The sequence below is a fragment of the Streptococcus nakanonensis genome, assembly GCF_059738785.1.
In genome coordinates this window covers 1585240-1606217 of record NZ_AP027139.1, presented here as the reverse complement: position 1 = coordinate 1606217, position 20978 = coordinate 1585240, and the positions used below count along the sequence as shown (strand labels likewise).

Here is a 20978-nt window from a genome sequence, read left to right as displayed (position 1 = left end):
AAATCGTGGAAAATGGGGTAGAGAAGACTAGTGTTATCGATAAATTGTATCAAGATGCTACTCCAACAACAGTCTATGAGCTTTTAGCTAAAACGGTGGATAGTTCTGGTAATAAGAGCTCTGAAGATAATAGTGATGGAACAAGTCTAGGATTCTTTAAAACACAGTACCCAGCGGTTACTTATCGTAAAAAAGATAATCAAGAAGTAAGTAGGTACTCTGAGATTGTGGGTCAACCGTTGACAGGGGCTATATATGAAAATGGAGGGCATATTAGAGATCCATTTGAAGCGGAATGGTATATATCATTTGATGGACGTAAACCAAATGGAACGTCAATTACCTTTAAGGATGGAAACCTTCCAGATAGAAGTCGTCGAGAAGATGTCGGTACAAGAACGAAAACTATAACTGTAACTTACCCTAATGGTGTAACTACTGAGAAAGAAATAACTATCACTACTTATGGTGATGAGATAGCTTATGAAAACGGTAAAGATCGATTTGAAACTACGGTAGGAAAGGCATTTTCTAAGTACAGATACGAGTATGTGAGACCAATCAATAAAACTGTAACTACAGGTAGAGGGGTTTATTGGAATAGAAATGGACAAGGGAATAGCACTCCGGTTGATAACATCGAGAAGAAAGTAGGAATTTATAGCGGTGTAATTAATACTTGGTATAATAGTATTCTTACAGCTAGAGGAGATACCGCTACTCAAAGTGGACACTATAGCGATCAAAACTTAGATGTTAAATTTGCTGTTTTACCCCAACCACCAACCCTAACTGCAAATCAATTCCAAGGTAAAGCAGGAACTAGACCAGAGATTACAGTGAGCAATCTTCCAACAGCTAATCAGTTAGGGCAAGATGCAAAAGTTACGGTTGAGCTTTATCAAGGCGGTAACAAAGTAGCTTCTAAAAAGTTAAGTAGCGATGAGGTAACTAATGGAGCAGGTTCAGTTCATTTCGATACTACTAATTATACGTCTAATCTGACTCTTGGAGAGAAAGTTTATGCGGTGGTTAAAGTTGCGGGTGGTAGCGGAACTACAGCCTATAACTTGTCATCGGCAAACAGTGATGATGCCCAAGTCACTCCTCAAAAACCAACTTTTGATACAGCAAAAGTGACTTCAACTAGTCGTACGCTAAGCGGTACATTAGGTGGATTTGATGCTCCTAATAAAGTAGTCGAAGTTCATTTGAACGATGAACATAATACAGTTTTATCAAGTGCAAACTCTGGAGAAGTGACAATCACTGGAGATAAATGGATAGCTAAACTTCCAGACAATGTAAAACTTCGCCAATCAGTTGCTAAAAATGGAGAAACTGCCAAACCATCAGGTATTACAGTAGAGAATAAGGTTGCAGGTACGACAATCTCTACTACAAGTGATGCAAAAGAAGTCTCAATGGGTGCTTATTCTGTATCACCTACAATTGCAGGTAGCAAGCATATCGATATTACAGTTCCGCATGATGCTAAACGAGTAGAATTACGCTTCCATAACAGTACGGAAACAGGAGATAAAGTAAACAGTATCACTCTTGTACGTGGTGCAGATGGTGGAGATTGGCATGTAGATTCCACACGAGCAGAAAACACAAGCGTGACAGATGCTTCTGGATATGTCGGAAGAATTAGTTCTAGCGCAAGCAAGACGAATCCAGCAGAAAATATTATTACTATTCCTCTGAATGAAGAACGTAACGGTAAGAAACTTTATATTAGAGAAGAAGCTGCTAACGGAGATAATACAGCAACCTACGGCAAAGGACTAGGTTTGCGTGTAGAATATCAGCCAGAAGCAGGACAAGACCCAACGGATGCTGGAAATTGGAAAGTAGTTAATGTTACGAATACAGCACCTACTATCAAAGTAAAAGGTGACGCAGGAAAAGATGCAACTCATAGAAAAGTCTATGATTCTGGAACAAGGTTGACAGCCGATGTGTTAAAAGATTTGGTAACAGTAACAGATGCAGAAGATGGTCGTACTACTGAAAGTGAAAAACCATACGGAACAGGAAATGTTAAAGTTGTATCTGGATTACCTACAGCAACAGGCGCAACTCCAGCTGGATTATATAAAGTAGCTCTGAAAGCAGTCGACAGCCAAGGTAAAGAAAGCAAAGCACTGACTGTTTATGTGGGAGTCAAAGAAGCCGCGCCAACCGCACCAACGGTAGGACAATGGCAAAACGGTAACTTGAAAGTGACTCCAGATACGACAAATGGAGGAGATAAGATTGAGATTCCGTTAGCTTCAGGTGATAAAGTACTTGTCAAGAAAGGACAAGACGGCACTTGGACTGTAGAGGGTAACCATCCAGACGTTAAGGTGAGAGAAGGTTCGATTGAAGTTCCAGCGAACCAAGTAGGCGATAGCGTCACCGTAACAGCAAAAGTTGGAGAAGGTGATCTTGAAAATAGCGCTAGCAGTACGCCTCACACGAAACAAAGTCACAGTCTTGTGAAGAAGGATATCATTAAGAAACCAACAGAAAGCTTGAGTGGTGAAGACCTTCATACCAATACGGGAGTTGTGGGCGTTCGTGAAAATGATCAAGACAAGCCATATAAAGACTCAGGAATCACATCAGTCACCTCTGTAGGAACTCTACCAAAAGTAGAAGCTGATACTGAAAAACAAGTAGATGTCTTGGTTACTTACGGTGATGGTTCTCAAGAAAGCACAACGGTAACCTTGAAAGTGACGAAAGCCGCGCCAACCGCACCAACGGTAGGACAATGGCAAAACGGTAACTTGAAAGTGACTCCAGATACGACAAATGGAGGAGATAAGATTGAGATTCCGTTAGCTTCAGGTGATAAAGTACTTGTCAAGAAAGGACAAGACGGCACTTGGACTGTAGAGGGTAACCATCCAGACGTTAAGGTGAGAGAAGGTTCGATTGAAGTTCCAGCGAACCAAGTAGGCGATAGCGTCACCGTAACAGCAAAAGTTGGAGAAGGTGATCTTGAAAATAGCGCTAGCAGTACGCCTCACACGAAACAAAGTCACAGTCTTGTGAAGAAGGATATCATTAAGAAACCAACAGAAAGCTTGAGTGGTGAAGACCTTCATACCAATACGGGAGTTGTGGGCGTTCGTGAAAATGATCAAGACAAGCCATATAAAGACTCAGGAATCACATCAGTCACCTCTGTAGGAACTCTACCAAAAGTAGAAGCTGATACTGAAAAACAAGTAGATGTCTTGGTTACTTACGGTGATGGTTCTCAAGAAAGCACAACGGTAACCTTGAAAGTGACGAAAGCCGCGCCAACCGCACCAACGGTAGGACAATGGCAAAACGGTAACTTGAAAGTGACTCCAGATACGACAAATGGAGGAGATAAGATTGAGATTCCGTTAGCTTCAGGTGATAAAGTACTTGTCAAGAAAGGACAAGACGGCACTTGGACTGTAGAGGGTAACCATCCAGACGTTAAGGTGAGAGAAGGTTCGATTGAAGTTCCAGCGAACCAAGTAGGCGATAGCGTCACCGTAACAGCAAAAGTTGGAGAAGGTGATCTTGAAAATAGCGCTAGCAGTACGCCTCACACGAAACAAAGTCACAGTCTTGTGAAGAAGGATATCATTAAGAAACCAACAGAAAGCTTGAGTGGTGAAGACCTTCATACCAATACGGGAGTTGTGGGCGTTCGTGAAAATGATCAAGACAAGCCATATAAAGACTCAGGAATCACATCAGTCACCTCTGTAGGAACTCTACCAAAAGTAGAAGCTGATACTGAAAAACAAGTAGATGTCTTGGTTACTTACGGTGATGGTTCTCAAGAAAGCACAACGGTAACCTTGAAAGTGACGAAAGCCGCGCCAACCGCACCAACGGTAGGACAATGGCAAAACGGTAACTTGAAAGTGACTCCAGATACGACAAATGGAGGAGATAAGATTGAGATTCCGTTAGCTTCAGGTGATAAAGTACTTGTCAAGAAAGGACAAGACGGCACTTGGACTGTAGAGGGTAACCATCCAGACGTTAAGGTGAGAGAAGGTTCGATTGAAGTTCCAGCGAACCAAGTAGGCGATAGCGTCACCGTAACAGCAAAAGTTGGAGAAGGTGATCTTGAAAATAGCGCTAGCAGTACGCCTCACACGAAACAAAGTCACAGTCTTGTGAAGAAGGATATCATTAAGAAACCAACAGAAAGCTTGAGTGGTGAAGACCTTCATACCAATACGGGAGTTGTGGGCGTTCGTGAAAATGATCAAGACAAGCCATATAAAGACTCAGGAATCACATCAGTCACCTCTGTAGGAACTCTACCAAAAGTAGAAGCTGATACTGAAAAACAAGTAGATGTCTTGGTTACTTACGGTGATGGTTCTCAAGAAAGCACAACGGTAACCTTGAAAGTGACGAAAGCCGCGCCAACCGCACCAACGGTAGGACAATGGCAAAACGGTAACTTGAAAGTGACTCCAGATACGACAAATGGAGGAGATAAGATTGAGATTCCGTTAGCTTCAGGTGATAAAGTACTTGTCAAGAAAGGACAAGACGGCACTTGGACTGTAGAGGGTAACCATCCAGACGTTAAGGTGAGAGAAGGTTCGATTGAAGTTCCAGCGAACCAAGTAGGCGATAGCGTCACCGTAACAGCAAAAGTTGGAGAAGGTGATCTTGAAAATAGCGCTAGCAGTACGCCTCACACGAAACAAAGTCACAGTCTTGTGAAGAAGGATATCATTAAGAAACCAACAGAAAGCTTGAGTGGTGAAGACCTTCATACCAATACGGGAGTTGTGGGCGTTCGTGAAAATGATCAAGACAAGCCATATAAAGACTCAGGAATCACATCAGTCACCTCTGTAGGAACTCTACCAAAAGTAGAAGCTGATACTGAAAAACAAGTAGATGTCTTGGTTACTTACGGTGATGGTTCTCAAGAAAGCACAACGGTAACCTTGAAAGTGACGAAAGCCGCGCCAACCGCACCAACGGTAGGACAATGGCAAAACGGTAACTTGAAAGTGACTCCAGATACGACAAATGGAGGAGATAAGATTGAGATTCCGTTAGCTTCAGGTGATAAAGTACTTGTCAAGAAAGGACAAGACGGCACTTGGACTGTAGAGGGTAACCATCCAGACGTTAAGGTGAGAGAAGGTTCGATTGAAGTTCCAGCGAACCAAGTAGGCGATAGCGTCACCGTAACAGCAAAAGTTGGAGAAGGTGATCTTGAAAATAGCGCTAGCAGTACGCCTCACACGAAACAAAGTCACAGTCTTGTGAAGAAGGATATCATTAAGAAACCAACAGAAAGCTTGAGTGGTGAAGACCTTCATACCAATACGGGAGTTGTGGGCGTTCGTGAAAATGATCAAGACAAGCCATATAAAGACTCAGGAATCACATCAGTCACCTCTGTAGGAACTCTACCAAAAGTAGAAGCTGATACTGAAAAACAAGTAGATGTCTTGGTTACTTACGGTGATGGTTCTCAAGAAAGCACAACGGTAACCTTGAAAGTGACGAAAGCCGCGCCAACCGCACCAACGGTAGGACAATGGCAAAACGGTAACTTGAAAGTGACTCCAGATACGACAAATGGAGGAGATAAGATTGAGATTCCGTTAGCTTCAGGTGATAAAGTACTTGTCAAGAAAGGACAAGACGGCACTTGGACTGTAGAGGGTAACCATCCAGACGTTAAGGTGAGAGAAGGTTCGATTGAAGTTCCAGCGAACCAAGTAGGCGATAGCGTCACCGTAACAGCAAAAGTTGGAGAAGGTGATCTTGAAAATAGCGCTAGCAGTACGCCTCACACGAAACAAAGTCACAGTCTTGTGAAGAAGGATATCATTAAGAAACCAACAGAAAGCTTGAGTGGTGAAGACCTTCATACCAATACGGGAGTTGTGGGCGTTCGTGAAAATGATCAAGACAAGCCATATAAAGACTCAGGAATCACATCAGTCACCTCTGTAGGAACTCTACCAAAAGTAGAAGCTGATACTGAAAAACAAGTAGATGTCTTGGTTACTTACGGTGATGGTTCTCAAGAAAGCACAACGGTAACCTTGAAAGTGACGAAAGCCGCGCCAACCGCACCAACGGTAGGACAATGGCAAAACGGTAACTTGAAAGTGACTCCAGATACGACAAATGGAGGAGATAAGATTGAGATTCCGTTAGCTTCAGGTGATAAAGTACTTGTCAAGAAAGGACAAGACGGCACTTGGACTGTAGAGGGTAACCATCCAGACGTTAAGGTGAGAGAAGGTTCGATTGAAGTTCCAGCGAACCAAGTAGGCGATAGCGTCACCGTAACAGCAAAAGTTGGAGAAGGTGATCTTGAAAATAGCGCTAGCAGTACGCCTCACACGAAACAAAGTCACAGTCTTGTGAAGAAGGATATCATTAAGAAACCAACAGAAAGCTTGAGTGGTGAAGACCTTCATACCAATACGGGAGTTGTGGGCGTTCGTGAAAATGATCAAGACAAGCCATATAAAGACTCAGGAATCACATCAGTCACCTCTGTAGGAACTCTACCAAAAGTAGAAGCTGATACTGAAAAACAAGTAGATGTCTTGGTTACTTACGGTGATGGTTCTCAAGAAAGCACAACGGTAACCTTGAAAGTGACGAAAGCCGCGCCAACCGCACCAACGGTAGGACAATGGCAAAACGGTAACTTGAAAGTGACTCCAGATACGACAAATGGAGGAGATAAGATTGAGATTCCGTTAGCTTCAGGTGATAAAGTACTTGTCAAGAAAGGACAAGACGGCACTTGGACTGTAGAGGGTAACCATCCAGACGTTAAGGTGAGAGAAGGTTCGATTGAAGTTCCAGCGAACCAAGTAGGCGATAGCGTCACCGTAACAGCAAAAGTTGGAGAAGGTGATCTTGAAAATAGCGCTAGCAGTACGCCTCACACGAAACAAAGTCACAGTCTTGTGAAGAAGGATATCATTAAGAAACCAACAGAAAGCTTGAGTGGTGAAGACCTTCATACCAATACGGGAGTTGTGGGCGTTCGTGAAAATGATCAAGACAAGCCATATAAAGACTCAGGAATCACATCAGTCACCTCTGTAGGAACTCTACCAAAAGTAGAAGCTGATACTGAAAAACAAGTAGATGTCTTGGTTACTTACGGTGATGGTTCTCAAGAAAGCACAACGGTAACCTTGAAAGTGACGAAAGCCGCGCCAACCGCACCAACGGTAGGACAATGGCAAAACGGTAACTTGAAAGTGACTCCAGATACGACAAATGGAGGAGATAAGATTGAGATTCCGTTAGCTTCAGGTGATAAAGTACTTGTCAAGAAAGGACAAGACGGCACTTGGACTGTAGAGGGTAACCATCCAGACGTTAAGGTGAGAGAAGGTTCGATTGAAGTTCCAGCGAACCAAGTAGGCGATAGCGTCACCGTAACAGCAAAAGTTGGAGAAGGTGATCTTGAAAATAGCGCTAGCAGTACGCCTCACACGAAACAAAGTCACAGTCTTGTGAAGAAGGATATCATTAAGAAACCAACAGAAAGCTTGAGTGGTGAAGACCTTCATACCAATACGGGAGTTGTGGGCGTTCGTGAAAATGATCAAGACAAGCCATATAAAGACTCAGGAATCACATCAGTCACCTCTGTAGGAACTCTACCAAAAGTAGAAGCTGATACTGAAAAACAAGTAGATGTCTTGGTTACTTACGGTGATGGTTCTCAAGAAAGCACAACGGTAACCTTGAAAGTGACGAAAGCCGCGCCAACCGCACCAACGGTAGGACAATGGCAAAACGGTAACTTGAAAGTGACTCCAGATACGACAAATGGAGGAGATAAGATTGAGATTCCGTTAGCTTCAGGTGATAAAGTACTTGTCAAGAAAGGACAAGACGGCACTTGGACTGTAGAGGGTAACCATCCAGACGTTAAGGTGAGAGAAGGTTCGATTGAAGTTCCAGCGAACCAAGTAGGCGATAGCGTCACCGTAACAGCAAAAGTTGGAGAAGGTGATCTTGAAAATAGCGCTAGCAGTACGCCTCACACGAAACAAAGTCACAGTCTTGTGAAGAAGGATATCATTAAGAAACCAACAGAAAGCTTGAGTGGTGAAGACCTTCATACCAATACGGGAGTTGTGGGCGTTCGTGAAAATGATCAAGACAAGCCATATAAAGACTCAGGAATCACATCAGTCACCTCTGTAGGAACTCTACCAAAAGTAGAAGCTGATACTGAAAAACAAGTAGATGTCTTGGTTACTTACGGTGATGGTTCTCAAGAAAGCACAACGGTAACCTTGAAAGTGACGAAAGCCGCGCCAACCGCACCAACGGTAGGACAATGGCAAAACGGTAACTTGAAAGTGACTCCAGATACGACAAATGGAGGAGATAAGATTGAGATTCCGTTAGCTTCAGGTGATAAAGTACTTGTCAAGAAAGGACAAGACGGCACTTGGACTGTAGAGGGTAACCATCCAGACGTTAAGGTGAGAGAAGGTTCGATTGAAGTTCCAGCGAACCAAGTAGGCGATAGCGTCACCGTAACAGCAAAAGTTGGAGAAGGTGATCTTGAAAATAGCGCTAGCAGTACGCCTCACACGAAACAAAGTCACAGTCTTGTGAAGAAGGATATCATTAAGAAACCAACAGAAAGCTTGAGTGGTGAAGACCTTCATACCAATACGGGAGTTGTGGGCGTTCGTGAAAATGATCAAGACAAGCCATATAAAGACTCAGGAATCACATCAGTCACCTCTGTAGGAACTCTACCAAAAGTAGAAGCTGATACTGAAAAACAAGTAGATGTCTTGGTTACTTACGGTGATGGTTCTCAAGAAAGCACAACGGTAACCTTGAAAGTGACGAAAGCCGCGCCAACCGCACCAACGGTAGGACAATGGCAAAACGGTAACTTGAAAGTGACTCCAGATACGACAAATGGAGGAGATAAGATTGAGATTCCGTTAGCTTCAGGTGATAAAGTACTTGTCAAGAAAGGACAAGACGGCACTTGGACTGTAGAGGGTAACCATCCAGACGTTAAGGTGAGAGAAGGTTCGATTGAAGTTCCAGCGAACCAAGTAGGCGATAGCGTCACCGTAACAGCAAAAGTTGGAGAAGGTGATCTTGAAAATAGCGCTAGCAGTACGCCTCACACGAAACAAAGTCACAGTCTTGTGAAGAAGGATATCATTAAGAAACCAACAGAAAGCTTGAGTGGTGAAGACCTTCATACCAATACGGGAGTTGTGGGCGTTCGTGAAAATGATCAAGACAAGCCATATAAAGACTCAGGAATCACATCAGTCACCTCTGTAGGAACTCTACCAAAAGTAGAAGCTGATACTGAAAAACAAGTAGATGTCTTGGTTACTTACGGTGATGGTTCTCAAGAAAGCACAACGGTAACCTTGAAAGTGACGAAAGCCGCGCCAACCGCACCAACGGTAGGACAATGGCAAAACGGTAACTTGAAAGTGACTCCAGATACGACAAATGGAGGAGATAAGATTGAGATTCCGTTAGCTTCAGGTGATAAAGTACTTGTCAAGAAAGGACAAGACGGCACTTGGACTGTAGAGGGTAACCATCCAGACGTTAAGGTGAGAGAAGGTTCGATTGAAGTTCCAGCGAACCAAGTAGGCGATAGCGTCACCGTAACAGCAAAAGTTGGAGAAGGTGATCTTGAAAATAGCGCTAGCAGTACGCCTCACACGAAACAAAGTCACAGTCTTGTGAAGAAGGATATCATTAAGAAACCAACAGAAAGCTTGAGTGGTGAAGACCTTCATACCAATACGGGAGTTGTGGGCGTTCGTGAAAATGATCAAGACAAGCCATATAAAGACTCAGGAATCACATCAGTCACCTCTGTAGGAACTCTACCAAAAGTAGAAGCTGATACTGAAAAACAAGTAGATGTCTTGGTTACTTACGGTGATGGTTCTCAAGAAAGCACAACGGTAACCTTGAAAGTGACGAAAGCCGCGCCAACCGCACCAACGGTAGGACAATGGCAAAACGGTAACTTGAAAGTGACTCCAGATACGACAAATGGAGGAGATAAGATTGAGATTCCGTTAGCTTCAGGTGATAAAGTACTTGTCAAGAAAGGACAAGACGGCACTTGGACTGTAGAGGGTAACCATCCAGACGTTAAGGTGAGAGAAGGTTCGATTGAAGTTCCAGCGAACCAAGTAGGCGATAGCGTCACCGTAACAGCAAAAGTTGGAGAAGGTGATCTTGAAAATAGCGCTAGCAGTACGCCTCACACGAAACAAAGTCACAGTCTTGTGAAGAAGGATATCATTAAGAAACCAACAGAAAGCTTGAGTGGTGAAGACCTTCATACCAATACGGGAGTTGTGGGCGTTCGTGAAAATGATCAAGACAAGCCATATAAAGACTCAGGAATCACATCAGTCACCTCTGTAGGAACTCTACCAAAAGTAGAAGCTGATACTGAAAAACAAGTAGATGTCTTGGTTACTTACGGTGATGGTTCTCAAGAAAGCACAACGGTAACCTTGAAAGTGACGAAAGCCGCGCCAACCGCACCAACGGTAGGACAATGGCAAAACGGTAACTTGAAAGTGACTCCAGATACGACAAATGGAGGAGATAAGATTGAGATTCCGTTAGCTTCAGGTGATAAAGTACTTGTCAAGAAAGGACAAGACGGCACTTGGACTGTAGAGGGTAACCATCCAGACGTTAAGGTGAGAGAAGGTTCGATTGAAGTTCCAGCGAACCAAGTAGGCGATAGCGTCACCGTAACAGCAAAAGTTGGAGAAGGTGATCTTGAAAATAGCGCTAGCAGTACGCCTCACACGAAACAAAGTCACAGTCTTGTGAAGAAGGATATCATTAAGAAACCAACAGAAAGCTTGAGTGGTGAAGACCTTCATACCAATACGGGAGTTGTGGGCGTTCGTGAAAATGATCAAGACAAGCCATATAAAGACTCAGGAATCACATCAGTCACCTCTGTAGGAACTCTACCAAAAGTAGAAGCTGATACTGAAAAACAAGTAGATGTCTTGGTTACTTACGGTGATGGTTCTCAAGAAAGCACAACGGTAACCTTGAAAGTGACGAAAGCCGCGCCAACCGCACCAACGGTAGGACAATGGCAAAACGGTAACTTGAAAGTGACTCCAGATACGACAAATGGAGGAGATAAGATTGAGATTCCGTTAGCTTCAGGTGATAAAGTACTTGTCAAGAAAGGACAAGACGGCACTTGGACTGTAGAGGGTAACCATCCAGACGTTAAGGTGAGAGAAGGTTCGATTGAAGTTCCAGCGAACCAAGTAGGCGATAGCGTCACCGTAACAGCAAAAGTTGGAGAAGGTGATCTTGAAAATAGCGCTAGCAGTACGCCTCACACGAAACAAAGTCACAGTCTTGTGAAGAAGGATATCATTAAGAAACCAACAGAAAGCTTGAGTGGTGAAGACCTTCATACCAATACGGGAGTTGTGGGCGTTCGTGAAAATGATCAAGACAAGCCATATAAAGACTCAGGAATCACATCAGTCACCTCTGTAGGAACTCTACCAAAAGTAGAAGCTGATACTGAAAAACAAGTAGATGTCTTGGTTACTTACGGTGATGGTTCTCAAGAAAGCACAACGGTAACCTTGAAAGTGACGAAAGCCGCGCCAACCGCACCAACGGTAGGACAATGGCAAAACGGTAACTTGAAAGTGACTCCAGATACGACAAATGGAGGAGATAAGATTGAGATTCCGTTAGCTTCAGGTGATAAAGTACTTGTCAAGAAAGGACAAGACGGCACTTGGACTGTAGAGGGTAACCATCCAGACGTTAAGGTGAGAGAAGGTTCGATTGAAGTTCCAGCGAACCAAGTAGGCGATAGCGTCACCGTAACAGCAAAAGTTGGAGAAGGTGATCTTGAAAATAGCGCTAGCAGTACGCCTCACACGAAACAAAGTCACAGTCTTGTGAAGAAGGATATCATTAAGAAACCAACAGAAAGCTTGAGTGGTGAAGACCTTCATACCAATACGGGAGTTGTGGGCGTTCGTGAAAATGATCAAGACAAGCCATATAAAGACTCAGGAATCACATCAGTCACCTCTGTAGGAACTCTACCAAAAGTAGAAGCTGATACTGAAAAACAAGTAGATGTCTTGGTTACTTACGGTGATGGTTCTCAAGAAAGCACAACGGTAACCTTGAAAGTGACGAAAGCCGCGCCAACCGCACCAACGGTAGGACAATGGCAAAACGGTAACTTGAAAGTGACTCCAGATACGACAAATGGAGGAGATAAGATTGAGATTCCGTTAGCTTCAGGTGATAAAGTACTTGTCAAGAAAGGACAAGACGGCACTTGGACTGTAGAGGGTAACCATCCAGACGTTAAGGTGAGAGAAGGTTCGATTGAAGTTCCAGCGAACCAAGTAGGCGATAGCGTCACCGTAACAGCAAAAGTTGGAGAAGGTGATCTTGAAAATAGCGCTAGCAGTACGCCTCACACGAAACAAAGTCACAGTCTTGTGAAGAAGGATATCATTAAGAAACCAACAGAAAGCTTGAGTGGTGAAGACCTTCATACCAATACGGGAGTTGTGGGCGTTCGTGAAAATGATCAAGACAAGCCATATAAAGACTCAGGAATCACATCAGTCACCTCTGTAGGAACTCTACCAAAAGTAGAAGCTGATACTGAAAAACAAGTAGATGTCTTGGTTACTTACGGTGATGGTTCTCAAGAAAGCACAACGGTAACCTTGAAAGTGACGAAAGCCGCGCCAACCGCACCAACGGTAGGACAATGGCAAAACGGTAACTTGAAAGTGACTCCAGATACGACAAATGGAGGAGATAAGATTGAGATTCCGTTAGCTTCAGGTGATAAAGTACTTGTCAAGAAAGGACAAGACGGCACTTGGACTGTAGAGGGTAACCATCCAGACGTTAAGGTGAGAGAAGGTTCGATTGAAGTTCCAGCGAACCAAGTAGGCGATAGCGTCACCGTAACAGCAAAAGTTGGAGAAGGTGATCTTGAAAATAGCGCTAGCAGTACGCCTCACACGAAACAAAGTCACAGTCTTGTGAAGAAGGATATCATTAAGAAACCAACAGAAAGCTTGAGTGGTGAAGACCTTCATACCAATACGGGAGTTGTGGGCGTTCGTGAAAATGATCAAGACAAGCCATATAAAGACTCAGGAATCACATCAGTCACCTCTGTAGGAACTCTACCAAAAGTAGAAGCTGATACTGAAAAACAAGTAGATGTCTTGGTTACTTACGGTGATGGTTCTCAAGAAAGCACAACGGTAACCTTGAAAGTGACGAAAGCCGCGCCAACCGCACCAACGGTAGGACAATGGCAAAACGGTAACTTGAAAGTGACTCCAGATACGACAAATGGAGGAGATAAGATTGAGATTCCGTTAGCTTCAGGTGATAAAGTACTTGTCAAGAAAGGACAAGACGGCACTTGGACTGTAGAGGGTAACCATCCAGACGTTAAGGTGAGAGAAGGTTCGATTGAAGTTCCAGCGAACCAAGTAGGCGATAGCGTCACCGTAACAGCAAAAGTTGGAGAAGGTGATCTTGAAAATAGCGCTAGCAGTACGCCTCACACGAAACAAAGTCACAGTCTTGTGAAGAAGGATATCATTAAGAAACCAACAGAAAGCTTGAGTGGTGAAGACCTTCATACCAATACGGGAGTTGTGGGCGTTCGTGAAAATGATCAAGACAAGCCATATAAAGACTCAGGAATCACATCAGTCACCTCTGTAGGAACTCTACCAAAAGTAGAAGCTGATACTGAAAAACAAGTAGATGTCTTGGTTACTTACGGTGATGGTTCTCAAGAAAGCACAACGGTAACCTTGAAAGTGACGAAAGCCGCGCCAACCGCACCAACGGTAGGACAATGGCAAAACGGTAACTTGAAAGTGACTCCAGATACGACAAATGGAGGAGATAAGATTGAGATTCCGTTAGCTTCAGGTGATAAAGTACTTGTCAAGAAAGGACAAGACGGCACTTGGACTGTAGAGGGTAACCATCCAGACGTTAAGGTGAGAGAAGGTTCGATTGAAGTTCCAGCGAACCAAGTAGGCGATAGCGTCACCGTAACAGCAAAAGTTGGAGAAGGTGATCTTGAAAATAGCGCTAGCAGTACGCCTCACACGAAACAAAGTCACAGTCTTGTGAAGAAGGATATCATTAAGAAACCAACAGAAAGCTTGAGTGGTGAAGACCTTCATACCAATACGGGAGTTGTGGGCGTTCGTGAAAATGATCAAGACAAGCCATATAAAGACTCAGGAATCACATCAGTCACCTCTGTAGGAACTCTACCAAAAGTAGAAGCTGATACTGAAAAACAAGTAGATGTCTTGGTTACTTACGGTGATGGTTCTCAAGAAAGCACAACGGTAACCTTGAAAGTGACGAAAGCCGCGCCAACCGCACCAACGGTAGGACAATGGCAAAACGGTAACTTGAAAGTGACTCCAGATACGACAAATGGAGGAGATAAGATTGAGATTCCGTTAGCTTCAGGTGATAAAGTACTTGTCAAGAAAGGACAAGACGGCACTTGGACTGTAGAGGGTAACCATCCAGACGTTAAGGTGAGAGAAGGTTCGATTGAAGTTCCAGCGAACCAAGTAGGCGATAGCGTCACCGTAACAGCAAAAGTTGGAGAAGGTGATCTTGAAAATAGCGCTAGCAGTACGCCTCACACGAAACAAAGTCACAGTCTTGTGAAGAAGGATATCATTAAGAAACCAACAGAAAGCTTGAGTGGTGAAGACCTTCATACCAATACGGGAGTTGTGGGCGTTCGTGAAAATGATCAAGACAAGCCATATAAAGACTCAGGAATCACATCAGTCACCTCTGTAGGAACTCTACCAAAAGTAGAAGCTGATACTGAAAAACAAGTAGATGTCTTGGTTACTTACGGTGATGGTTCTCAAGAAAGCACAACGGTAACCTTGAAAGTGACGAAAGCCGCGCCAACCGCACCAACGGTAGGACAATGGCAAAACGGTAACTTGAAAGTGACTCCAGATACGACAAATGGAGGAGATAAGATTGAGATTCCGTTAGCTTCAGGTGATAAAGTACTTGTCAAGAAAGGACAAGACGGCACTTGGACTGTAGAGGGTAACCATCCAGACGTTAAGGTGAGAGAAGGTTCGATTGAAGTTCCAGCGAACCAAGTAGGCGATAGCGTCACCGTAACAGCAAAAGTTGGAGAAGGTGATCTTGAAAATAGCGCTAGCAGTACGCCTCACACGAAACAAAGTCACAGTCTTGTGAAGAAGGATATCATTAAGAAACCAACAGAAAGCTTGAGTGGTGAAGACCTTCATACCAATACGGGAGTTGTGGGCGTTCGTGAAAATGATCAAGACAAGCCATATAAAGACTCAGGAATCACATCAGTCACCTCTGTAGGAACTCTACCAAAAGTAGAAGCTGATACTGAAAAACAAGTAGATGTCTTGGTTACTTACGGTGATGGTTCTCAAGAAAGCACAACGGTAACCTTGAAAGTGACGAAAGCCGCGCCAACCGCACCAACGGTAGGACAATGGCAAAACGGTAACTTGAAAGTGACTCCAGATACGACAAATGGAGGAGATAAGATTGAGATTCCGTTAGCTTCAGGTGATAAAGTACTTGTCAAGAAAGGACAAGACGGCACTTGGACTGTAGAGGGTAACCATCCAGACGTTAAGGTGAGAGAAGGTTCGATTGAAGTTCCAGCGAACCAAGTAGGCGATAGCGTCACCGTAACAGCAAAAGTTGGAGAAGGTGATCTTGAAAATAGCGCTAGCAGTACGCCTCACACGAAACAAAGTCACAGTCTTGTGAAGAAGGATATCATTAAGAAACCAACAGAAAGCTTGAGTGGTGAAGACCTTCATACCAATACGGGAGTTGTGGGCGTTCGTGAAAATGATCAAGACAAGCCATATAAAGACTCAGGAATCACATCAGTCACCTCTGTAGGAACTCTACCAAAAGTAGAAGCTGATACTGAAAAACAAGTAGATGTCTTGGTTACTTACGGTGATGGTTCTCAAGAAAGCACAACGGTAACCTTGAAAGTGACGAAAGCCGCGCCAACCGCACCAACGGTAGGACAATGGCAAAACGGTAACTTGAAAGTGACTCCAGATACGACAAATGGAGGAGATAAGATTGAGATTCCGTTAGCTTCAGGTGATAAAGTACTTGTCAAGAAAGGACAAGACGGCACTTGGACTGTAGAGGGTAACCATCCAGACGTTAAGGTGAGAGAAGGTTCGATTGAAGTTCCAGCGAACCAAGTAGGCGATAGCGTCACCGTAACAGCAAAAGTTGGAGAAGGTGATCTTGAAAATAGCGCTAGCAGTACGCCTCACACGAAACAAAGTCACAGTCTTGTGAAGAAGGATATCATTAAGAAACCAACAGAAAGCTTGAGTGGTGAAGACCTTCATACCAATACGGGAGTTGTGGGCGTTCGTGAAAATGATCAAGACAAGCCATATAAAGACTCAGGAATCACATCAGTCACCTCTGTAGGAACTCTACCAAAAGTAGAAGCTGATACTGAAAAACAAGTAGATGTCTTGGTTACTTACGGTGATGGTTCTCAAGAAAGCACAACGGTAACCTTGAAAGTGACGAAAGCCGCGCCAACCGCACCAACGGTAGGACAATGGCAAAACGGTAACTTGAAAGTGACTCCAGATACGACAAATGGAGGAGATAAGATTGAGATTCCGTTAGCTTCAGGTGATAAAGTACTTGTCAAGAAAGGACAAGACGGCACTTGGACTGTAGAGGGTAACCATCCAGACGTTAAGGTGAGAGAAGGTTCGATTGAAGTTCCAGCGAACCAAGTAGGCGATAGCGTCACCGTAACAGCAAAAGTTGGAGAAGGTGATCTTGAAAATAGCGCTAGCAGTACGCCTCACACGAAACAAAGTCACAGTCTTGTGAAGAAGGATATCATTAAGAAACCAACAGAAAGCTTGAGTGGTGAAGACCTTCATACCAATACGGGAGTTGTGGGCGTTCGTGAAAATGATCAAGACAAGCCATATAAAGACTCAGGAATCACATCAGTCACCTCTGTAGGAACTCTACCAAAAGTAGAAGCTGATACTGAAAAACAAGTAGATGTCTTGGTTACTTACGGTGATGGTTCTCAAGAAAGCACAACGGTAACCTTGAAAGTGACGAAAGCCGCGCCAACCGCACCAACGGTAGGACAATGGCAAAACGGTAACTTGAAAGTGACTCCAGATACGACAAATGGAGGAGATAAGATTGAGATTCCGTTAGCTTCAGGTGATAAAGTACTTGTCAAGAAAGGACAAGACGGCACTTGGACTGTAGAGGGTAACCATCCAGACGTTAAGGTGAGAGAAGGTTCGATTGAAGTTCCAGCGAACCAAGTAGGCGATAGCGTCACCGTAACAGCAAAAGTTGGAGAAGGTGATCTTGAAAATAGCGCTAGCAGTACGCCTCACACGAAACAAAGTCACAGTCTTGTGAAGAAGGATATCATTAAGAAACCAACAGAAAGCTTGAGTGGTGAAGACCTTCATACCAATACGGGAGTTGTGGGCGTTCGTGAAAATGATCAAGACAAGCCATATAAAGACTCAGGAATCACATCAGTCACCTCTGTAGGAACTCTACCAAAAGTAGAAGCTGATACTGAAAAACAAGTAGATGTCTTGGTTACTTACGGTGATGGTTCTCAAGAAAGCACAACGGTAACCTTGAAAGTGACGAAAGCCGCGCCAACCGCACCAACGGTAGGACAATGGCAAAACGGTAACTTGAAAGTGACTCCAGATACGACAAATGGAGGAGATAAGATTGAGATTCCGTTAGCTTCAGGTGATAAAGTACTTGTCAAGAAAGGACAAGACGGCACTTGGACTGTAGAGGGTAACCATCCAGACGTTAAGGTGAGAGAAGGTTCGATTGAAGTTCCAGCGAACCAAGTAGGCGATAGCGTCACCGTAACAGCAAAAGTTGGAGAAGGTGATCTTGAAAATAGCGCTAGCAGTACGCCTCACACGAAACAAAGTCACAGTCTTGTGAAGAAGGATATCATTAAGAAACCAACAGAAAGCTTGAGTGGTGAAGACCTTCATACCAATACGGGAGTTGTGGGCGTTCGTGAAAATGATCAAGACAAGCCATATAAAGACTCAGGAATCACATCAGTCACCTCTGTAGGAACTCTACCAAAAGTAGAAGCTGATACTGAAAAACAAGTAGATGTCTTGGTTACTTACGGTGATGGTTCTCAAGAAAGCACAACGGTAACCTTGAAAGTGACGAAAGCCGCGCCAACCGCACCAACGGTAGGACAATGGCAAAACGGTAACTTGAAAGTGACTCCAGATACGACAAATGGAGGAGATAAGATTGAGATTCCGTTAGCTTCAGGTGATAAAGTACTTGTCAAGAAAGGACAAGACGGCACTTGGACTGTAGAGGGTAACCATCCAGACGTTAAGGTGAGAGAAGGTTCGATTGAAGTTCCAGCGAACCAAGTAGGCGATAGCGTCACCGTAACAGCAAAAGTTGGAGAAGGTGATCTTGAAAATAGCGCTAGCAGTACGCCTCACACGAAACAAAGTCACAGTCTTGTGAAGAAGGATATCATTAAGAAACCAACAGAAAGCTTGAGTGGTGAAGACCTTCATACCAATACGGGAGTTGTGGGCGTTCGTGAAAATGATCAAGACAAGCCATATAAAGACTCAGGAATCACATCAGTCACCTCTGTAGGAACTCTACCAAAAGTAGAAGCTGATACTGAAAAACAAGTAGATGTCTTGGTTACTTACGGTGATGGTTCTCAAGAAAGCACAACGGTAACCTTGAAAGTGACGAAAGCCGCGCCAACCGCACCAACGGTAGGACAATGGCAAAACGGTAACTTGAAAGTGACTCCAGATACGACAAATGGAGGAGATAAGATTGAGATTCCGTTAGCTTCAGGTGATAAAGTACTTGTCAAGAAAGGACAAGACGGCACTTGGACTGTAGAGGGTAACCATCCAGACGTTAAGGTGAGAGAAGGTTCGATTGAAGTTCCAGCGAACCAAGTAGGCGATAGCGTCACCGTAACAGCAAAAGTTGGAGAAGGTGATCTTGAAAATAGCGCTAGCAGTACGCCTCACACGAAACAAAGTCACAGTGTGACTACAAATACACTAGTCAAACCATACAAACAAAATGTTACAGATAATGATTTGTTAGACGCTGTAAATGCTGAACACAAACAGTCTGCTAAGTTGAAAGATGGAACAAGCTATCCTACAACAGATGGTTTCCATGATATTGAACTTACAGTGACATATGAAGATGGTAGTACGGAAAATGTACCAGTGAAATATAAAATCACAGATGCTTCTAAAGGGACTATCGACCAAGCAGCTAAGGCTAAGAAAGATGAGATTGATAAGCGTACCGACTTGACGAAAGAAGAGAAGGACAAAGCGAAATCTGATGTTGAAACAGCAGCAGAAAAAGCTAAGAAAGCTATTGACGACGCGACAACTAACGATAAGGTAGATGAAGCGAAGAATAATGGCAATACAGCTATCGATAACATCAACCCAACTGGCGATAAGAAATCTGAAGCTAAGAAAGAAATCGACAAAGCGGCTGAGACTAAGAAAGCTGAGATTGATAAGCGTACCGACTTGACGAAAGAAGAGAAGGACAAAGCGAAATCTGATGTTGATACAGCAGCAAAAGACGCTAAGAAAGCTATTGACGACGCTCCAACTAACGATAAGGTAGATGAAGCGAAGAATAATGGCAATACAGCTATCGATAACATCAATCCAACTGGCGATAAGAAATCTGAAGCTAAGAAAGAAATCGACAAAGCGGCTGAGACTAAGAAAGCTGAGATTGATAAGCGTACCGACTTGACGAAAGAAGAGAAGGACAAAGCGAAATCTGATGTTGATACAGCAGCAAAAGACGCTAAGAAAGCTATTGACGACGCTCCAACTAACGATAAGGTAGATGAAGCGAAGAATAATGGCACTACCGCTATCAATAATATCAATCCTCAGCCTGCTCCTCGTCCAAATCCAACTCCACGTCCTGACGACAGTGCTAACACCAACAGCGGTACTAATGCCGATAACGGTGCTAACACGAACAACGGCGGTACTACCACCCCTGCTGACAGCAATAGCAACAGTGTGACACCAGGTAACAGTGGCAACACTCCAGTCCCTAGTGTGACGACAGACGATAGTAGCAACACCACCCCTGCTACTCCATCATCTACTGTTGGACAGGCTCAAGCAAGTACTCCAGCTCAAGAAACACCAGTTTCTACATCTACTTCAAACAATTCAGGCACTCCAGTGACTCCTAGTGAGACTCGTTCTGTTGACAAGTCTGAACTTGCTCGATTGGTTGAAGAACTGGAAACTCGTTTGAAAGACTTGGATGGTATTGATCAATCTGTCATCGACGCTGCGAAGGTCATTCTCGGAGAGGGTCAAGAAGCCCTTAGAAATGCTGACTTGACAGAGGCAGGCTTGAAAGAGATGACTGACAAGGTCAAAGAAGCACTCGAATCCTTGAAAGGCAAGCAAGCGACTAAGGATGAAGAAGAAACGAAACAAACAAGGAAAGAGCAAGGTCATCTTCCATACGGTACGATGATTGGCAGCCTTCTCGCCCTTCTTGGTCTCCTTCTCTTCCTCATCGCGCGTCGTAAGAAAGAGTCAGAACTCAAGAAATTGACCAAGGAATTGACTAAGGTTCTGCAAGACGGTGACCTTACAAGTGTAGATGCGAAAGTCCTTGATCAAGCACGAGAAGCTCTCGCTCAAGCAGTTGTCTTCCTAGCCAATGAGAAAGAGTCTGACCACACAGAAGATGAGTTGATTGATAAACTCAAAGCTATTCTTACTCAGTTAAGATAA

General features: G+C 43.9%; 1 protein-coding gene (running past one end of the window). It reads left to right on the top strand.

What is annotated here, in order from left to right; genetic code table 11:
• Window positions 1-20978: the 3' portion of a DUF1542 domain-containing protein gene (locus tag AC6I9F_RS07645; protein ID WP_498021466.1), read on the top strand. The gene continues 6034 nt to the left of window position 1, outside the view; the window shows 20978 of its 27012 coding nt (coding positions 6035-27012); the start codon falls outside the window, past its left edge; its stop codon occupies window positions 20976-20978.